This window comes from Streptomyces spongiae (assembly GCF_009377185.1).
GTDB lineage: Bacteria > Actinomycetota > Actinomycetes > Streptomycetales > Streptomycetaceae > Streptomyces > Streptomyces spongiae.
In genome coordinates, this window is record NZ_VJZC01000729.1 from 1 (window position 1) to 4,398 (window position 4,398).

Sequence of the window (4,398 nt, forward strand, 5' to 3'; positions counted from 1 at the left end):
ACCACACGGACCGTTACGGCGTCTGAGCCGGGAGGGGGAGCCGGGAGGGGAGTCGGCTACTACGGCTCCCGCACCCGCGCCGCGACGGTCGCGACGCTCCCGATGCCCTCGCCCGCGTCCTCGTCCTTGTCCGCACCCTCGTCCTCGTCCTCGTCCGCGAACACCGACACCGCCGCCTTCGCGGCCGCCTCCACCAGCGCCACGCCCTTCGCCTTCGTGGTGTTGCCGTTCGACAGCACCGCGACGAGGTAGTCGCGGCCGTCCGCGGTGACCCGCCCGATGCTGTTGATGTCCCACAGCCCGGTCGTGCTGCGCGGCAGCCACCCGTTCTTCAGGGCGAAGCCGGACCCGGCGGCCGACACACCCCAGTCCTGGTCCACGGCTATCCGGCCCATGAGCTCTCGCAGGTACGCCCGCGAGGCGACGCTCAGTTCCGAGTCGTCCCCGAACACCTGCTGGAGCAGGGCCAGTTGATCGGCCGCCGTGGTCTGGGTCAGTCCCCACAGCATCTCGTCGCCACCTTCGGTGCCGGTCAGCCCGAGGCGCTCGTTCGCGGCGTCGAGGCCCGCTGCCTGGCCGATCGCCTTCCACAGGGCGGTCGCGGACGCGTTGTCGCTGTTCTCGATCATCGCGGTGGCGTACGCCTTCTCCTGAGCGGTGAGCTGCCGGTCCGCGTCCTGAGCCTGGAGGAGCAGCGTCGCCAGGATGTCGACCTTCACGATGCTCGCGGTGTCGAACCGGGCCTTCCCGTACGCCGCGCCCGCCCCGGACCCCACGTCCAGTACGGCCACGGACAGGTCGGCGCCGTCCTCCACCGTCACCTCTTCCAGCGCGGCCGCGAGCAGCGCGTCGTGGTCCACCTCGGGTGCCGCCACAGGTTGCAACGAAGCCTCCTCCGTGGCCTCTTGGGAACTCGCCGAGGCGGACGCCGAGGGCGAGGACGATGACGCCGACGACGATACGGTGCCCTCCGTGCCGTGCGCCCCGCCCTTCACGTAGACGGTGGTCCCTGCGGCCGTGCCGGTCACGATGACCGCGGCGGCCAGTACCGAGCACAGGACGGGGCGGCGGGCTCTGAGAGGAGGCATGCCGCGATGGTTCAGGCCCGCCCTGTGCGCCGGGTTAGCCGGTTGTTAGATGCGTGTCAGGGAACGCTGAGAAACGCATGAGCCCGGTGAACACCGCGTTTCGGGCCCCGGAAAGGCCCAGGAGACTTCCCCCGATAGGGTCGGTGACCGTGGCGAACAAGAACATTCCCGACCCCGGTTTCTCCGACGACGACGGCTCCGCCGACCCCCGGCTGAGCGCGGCGCTCACGGCCTGGGCCGAGGACCGCTCGGCCGTGGGGCCCGTCCTGGAGGCACTCAAGGGAGCCCGGCTGCTGGTCCCCGTCGTGGCCGTCCTCGGTGAGGTCGAGGAGGACGAGAACGGAATGCGCCGCGAGAAGACCAGCGACATGGCCGTACCGACCCTGAAGGCCGGGAACCGCACCGCCCTGCCCGCCTTCACCTCCACCGACGCGCTGGCCCGCTGGGACGCCGAGGCCCGTCCCGTCGCCGTACCCCTGCACCAGGCCCTTCAGGCCGCCGCACACGAGAAGGCCGACACGATCGTGCTGGACCTGGCCGGGCCGGTGCCGTACGAGCTGACCGGGCCCGCGCTGCTCGCGCTCGCCGAGGGGCGCACGACGACGGACCCGCTCACCGACCCGGCTGTCGTCGAGGCCGTACGCGACGCCGTGGCCGCCGAGCCCGCCGTACTCCGTGCCCACCTCGGGCCGGGACAGGCCGACGGCACCCTCGCCCTGGTCCTGGACCCGTCCGCGCCCCCGACCGAGGCCGCGCAGGCGGTCGCGCGGCGCATCGCCGCCGACGAAACGCTGCGGGCCCGCCTGGTGCGCGGCCTCGACCTGGCACTGCTGCCGGCCGGGACCACGCCACCGGGCGAGCCCTTGTACGTACGTCGCTGATACAGCGGTGGATGCTTCTCGAGCCGGCACGTCAGCCGTAGACCGCGCCCGTGTACTTCTCGCCAGGGCCCTGACCCGGCTCGTCGGGGACCAGCGACGCCTCGCGGAACGCCAGCTGGAGGGACTTCAGGCCGTCACGCAGCGGGGCCGCGTGGAAGGAGCTGATCTCGGTCGCGGACGCGTCGAGGAGACCGGCGAGGGCGTGCACCAGCTTGCGGGCCTCGTCCAGGTCCTTGTACTTGTCGCCCTCCTCGGTGAGACCGAGCTTCACGGCGGCGGCGCTCATCAGGTTCACCGCGACCGTCACGATCACCTCGACCGCCGGGACCTCCGCGATGTCGCGGGCCATGCTGTCGAAGTCGGGATTCGAGGCGGAGCCGGAAGATGCGGCGGAGCCGGAGGAGCCCGAGGGGGAGGTGTCACTCATGTCCCACACGATAGGCCCAGACTCCGCGGCGGCCGAGCGCGGGAGGCGCCCGCACGCCGGTTCGCACCTGCCCCCGGTAGCTGCTAACCTTGGGTGACGACCGGTCGGACGCACCAAGAATTCTCTGAGTGTGCCCGACCCGCAAGTGGAGGCTCCGAACTCCCACCTGACCCTCCTTAGGGACGGCAGGTCACCGGTCAGGCGGCCACCACCGTTCCGTACGGACGGTGGAGTCGCCCGAAGCGCGCCCCGCGGTTGCACCGCGGCGGTGCTCCGGCAGTCTGGAGCTCCGCCTGTGTCCCGTCCGGGGCATTTTTCATGCACCGCGATGGTTGGTCCCTATGTCAACCAGACATACACGGCGGTCCGCCAGACCGTCGTGTGGGTGCTACCGAGGAGGATCCATCAGCGCCGAGCCCCGCATCAACGACCGGATTCGCGTTCCCGAGGTGCGACTTGTCGGTCCCAGTGGCGAGCAGGTGGGCATTGTCCCGCTGGCCAAGGCACTGGAGCTTGCGCAGGAGTACGACCTGGACCTGGTCGAGGTCGCGGCGAATGCCCGTCCGCCCGTGTGCAAGCTCATGGACTACGGGAAGTTCAAGTACGAGTCGGCCATGAAGGCCCGTGAGGCGCGCAAGAACCAGGCGCACACGGTCATCAAGGAGATGAAGCTCCGGCCGAAGATCGACCCGCACGACTACGACACCAAGAAGGGTCACGTCGTCCGGTTCCTCAAGCAGGGCGACAAGGTCAAGATCACGATCATGTTCCGTGGTCGCGAGCAGTCCCGGCCCGAGCTGGGCTACCGACTGCTGCAGCGTCTCGCGGAGGACGTCCAGGACCTCGGTTTCGTCGAGTCGAACCCGAAGCAGGACGGCCGGAACATGATCATGGTTCTCGGTCCGCACAAGAAGAAGACCGAGGCGATGGCCGAGGCCCGTGAGGCGCAGGCGGCCCGCAAGGCCGAAGCGAAGGCCAACCCAGGCCGCTCGCAGAACGCCTCCGACGCCGAGGCGCCCGCCGAGGAGCCTGCCGAGGCGTGATTCCCCCGGACGCGAGTCCAGGGAACCCTGGGCCGACAGTCCAGGACGTCAACCGATAGACAGGACGCTCCACCGTGCCCGGTTTCACGACCGGGCACCGGAGCGCCATGACGAGGAGAGAACGGCGCTATGCCGAAGAACAAGTCGCACAGCGGTTCCAGCAAGCGCTTCAAGGTCACCGGCTCGGGCAAGGTGCTCCGTGAGCGCGCCGGCAAGCGCCACTATCTCGAGCACAAGTCGTCCCGCTTGACGCGTCGCCTCACCGGCAACGCCGAGATGGCCCCGGGCGACGCCAAGAAGATCAAGAAGCTTCTCGGCAAGTGAGGCAGGGTGCGCCTGACGCCTGACCGGCGTCCGGCGCCCGCCTTCACCGAGAGACCGGGACCCATTCGTTTCCGGGCCGTGTGAGGAACCACCGCGGCCCCGCTACAAGGAGTTAGAGAAGTGGCACGCGTCAAGCGGGCAGTCAACGCCCACAAGAAGCGCCGGGCGATCCTCGAGCAGGCCTCCGGCTACCGCGGTCAGCGTTCGCGCCTGTACCGCAAGGCCAAGGAGCAGGTCACCCACTCGCTGGTCTACAACTACAACGACCGCAAGAAGCGCAAGGGCGACTTCCGTCAGCTGTGGATCCAGCGCATCAACGCCGCTGCCCGCGCCAACGGCATCACGTACAACCGCTTCATCCAGGGTCTGAAGGCCGCGAACATCGAGGTCGACCGCAAGATCCTGGCCGAGCTGGCCGTCAACGACGCGGGCGCGTTCGCCGCGCTCGTCGAGGTCGCGCAGAAGGCTCTGCCGAGCGACGTCAACGCGCCCAAGGCTGCGTGACGCTGCGCTGGCTTCGGCCGCGTACATAACGTGACCCGGACCCGCAGGCCCTCCACCGCCTGCGGGTCCGAGCACGTCCGGGGCCGGTTTTAGCTCGCCCCCGCCGCCCCTACCCGTCCCATCCCCGGGGC

General features: G+C 69.8%; 6 protein-coding genes. 4 read left to right on the forward strand and 2 right to left on the reverse strand.

The genetic code is table 11. The features are described from left to right. Positions 1–59: 59 nt before the first annotated feature. The gene (locus tag FNH08_RS45505; RefSeq protein ID WP_152777470.1) at positions 60–1,088 is read right to left on the reverse strand and encodes a serine hydrolase; all 1,029 of its coding nucleotides are present in this window, start codon (positions 1,086–1,088) and stop codon (positions 60–62) included. A 149-nt stretch (positions 1,089–1,237) separates the two neighbouring features. Here FNH08_RS45505 and FNH08_RS45510 point away from each other — a divergent pair, with 149 nt between their 5' ends. Next, entirely contained in the window at positions 1,238–1,969 is a 732-nt protein-coding gene (locus FNH08_RS45510) for an SseB family protein (RefSeq protein WP_322726504.1), read from the forward strand. Positions 1,970–2,000: 31 nt separating this feature from the next. Here the strand turns inward: FNH08_RS45510 and FNH08_RS45515 are convergent, their stop codons facing one another. After that, entirely contained in the window at positions 2,001–2,396 is a 396-nt protein-coding gene (locus FNH08_RS45515) for a DUF1844 domain-containing protein (protein ID WP_152777474.1), read from the reverse strand. 341 nt (positions 2,397–2,737) lie between these two features. Between FNH08_RS45515 and infC the strand changes: the two genes are divergently transcribed. The 3 genes from infC (at position 2,738) to rplT (ending at position 4,267) form a co-directional block, all read left to right on the forward strand. Continuing rightward, entirely contained in the window at positions 2,738–3,439 is a 702-nt protein-coding gene (infC, locus tag FNH08_RS45520; protein WP_152777476.1) for a translation initiation factor IF-3, read from the forward strand. Between the two features lie 129 nt (positions 3,440–3,568). Further along, positions 3,569–3,763, forward strand: coding sequence for a 50S ribosomal protein L35 (gene rpmI / locus FNH08_RS45525; RefSeq protein ID WP_067031856.1), 195 nt, complete (start codon positions 3,569–3,571; stop codon positions 3,761–3,763). Between the two features lie 120 nt (positions 3,764–3,883). After that, entirely contained in the window at positions 3,884–4,267 is a 384-nt protein-coding gene (gene rplT / locus FNH08_RS45530; protein WP_019325184.1) for a 50S ribosomal protein L20, read from the forward strand. Positions 4,268–4,398 lie beyond the last annotated feature (131 nt).

Coding starts and splice junctions, on each gene's coding strand:
- FNH08_RS45505 (WP_152777470.1), bottom strand. CDS start 1,088: ATGCCTCCTCTCAGAGCCCGCCGCCCCGTCCTGTGCTCGGTACTGGCC.
- FNH08_RS45515 (WP_152777474.1), bottom strand. CDS start 2,396: ATGAGTGACACCTCCCCCTCGGGCTCCTCCGGCTCCGCCGCATCTTCC.
- infC (WP_152777476.1), top strand. CDS start 2,738: ATGTCAACCAGACATACACGGCGGTCCGCCAGACCGTCGTGTGGGTGC.
- rpmI (WP_067031856.1), top strand. CDS start 3,569: ATGCCGAAGAACAAGTCGCACAGCGGTTCCAGCAAGCGCTTCAAGGTC.